Below are 1,554 nucleotides of genomic sequence, written 5' to 3' on the forward strand. Positions count from 1 at the left end.
CGCCTCTGCGTGGCGGCGGGCGAGCAGCAGCGGCTCGTCGCCGACGTCGCGCCAGCCGTGGCGGGCGGGATCGACGAGGACCGGCCCGGGCAGGCGCCCGCCGTAGCCGCGGCTGAGGAAGGCGGGCGTCCGTCCGAGGTCGCGCAGCAGCGCGGCCAGGGCGATCGCGCTCGGGGTCTTGCCGGCGCCGCCGAGGGTGAAGTTGCCGAGGCACAGGACCGGGCACTCCGCCCGCGCGCCGGGCCGGTCCATGCGGGCGGCGGTGTGGCGGCCGTAGGCGCGCCCGAGCGGCGCCAGCAGACGTGCGGCCGGATGGTCCAGGCCGTCCTGCCAGAAGCGCGGCGGGCGCATCAGCCCTGATGGAAGGCGGCGAGCTTCATCTGGGCGATGAAGGGGTCGAGCACCGCCAGCGTCCGCTCCACCGCGCCCTCGAACGGCACCAGGGCGCGCTGCCCGGCCCGGGTCATCGCGTCGATGCGGTCGGGGGCGGCCATCAGGTCGGCCAGCGTCGCGGCGAGCTCGGCGGCGTCGGCGACCGCGGCGGCGCCCCCTCCGGCATCGAGGGCGCGGTAGACCTCGGTGAAGTTCTCCGTGTGCGGCCCGTGCAGCACGGCGCTGCTCAGGCGCACTGGCTCGATCGGGTTCTGGCCGCCATGCGGCACCAGCGAGCCGCCGAGGAACACCAGCGGGCTCAGGCGGTAGAACAGCCCGAGCTCGCCGATCGTGTCGGCGACGTAGAGGTCGATCGACGGGTGCGGGCGCCCGCCTGCCGAGCGGCGCGCGCTGCGCAGGCCCTGCGCCGTGGCGCAGGCCGCCACCTCGCCGCCGCGATGGGGGTGGCGCGGGGCGACGATGGTCAGGAGCCGCGGGAACCGGCCCTTGAGCGCGGCATGGGCCTCGGCCGCCGCCGCGTCCTCGCCCGGATGGGTGCTCGCCGCGACCCAGACCGGGCGGTCGCCGATCATGTCGCCGAGATAGGCCACCTGCTGCGGATCGGCCGGCTGCACGGCGGCGTCGTACTTGAGGTTCCCCGCCACGCTCACCCGCGGCGCGCCGAGGCGCACGAAGCGCTCGGCGTCGTCCCGCGTCTGCGTCAGGCAGATCGCGATCCGCGCGAGCAGCGCCCGCGCCGTGCGCGGCGCGCGCGCCCAGCCCGCGTACGAGCGTTCCGACATCCGCCCGTTGACGAGCAGCAGCGGGATGGCGCGGGCATGCAGCGCCACCACCGTGTTCGGCCAGATCTCGGATTCGGCCACCAGGGCGAGGTCGGGCTGCCAATGGTCGAGGAAGCGCTCGACCCAGCGCGGCGCGTCGAGCGGCATGTACTGGTGCACGGCGCCGGCCGGCAGGCGCGCGCCGATCAGCTCGGCGGCGCTGCGGGTGCCGGTGGTGACCAGCACCGAGAAGCCGCGGGCGATCATGCCCTCGACCAGGCCGACCAGCGAGAGCGATTCGCCGACCGAGGCCCCGTGCATCCAGACCAGCGACCCGACCGGCCGCGCCCGCCCGGGCAGGCCGCGGCGCTCGGGCAGCCGCGTCGGGTCCTCCTTGCCC

At 76.5% G+C, this 1,554-nt stretch carries 2 protein-coding genes; both read right to left on the minus strand.

What is annotated here, in order from left to right:
* Positions 1–351, minus strand: a 351-nt coding sequence (locus FV230_RS28190) for a tetraacyldisaccharide 4'-kinase (RefSeq protein ID WP_187275661.1), incomplete at its 3' end; no start/stop codon positions are given.
* Positions 351–1,554, minus strand: a 1,204-nt coding sequence (locus FV230_RS28195; RefSeq protein WP_147844704.1) for a 3-deoxy-D-manno-octulosonic acid transferase, incomplete at its 5' end; no start/stop codon positions are given. The genes FV230_RS28195 and FV230_RS28190, both read right to left, overlap by 1 nt.

Source organism: Methylobacterium sp. WL6 (assembly GCF_008040095.1).
Lineage (GTDB): Bacteria > Pseudomonadota > Alphaproteobacteria > Rhizobiales > Beijerinckiaceae > Methylobacterium.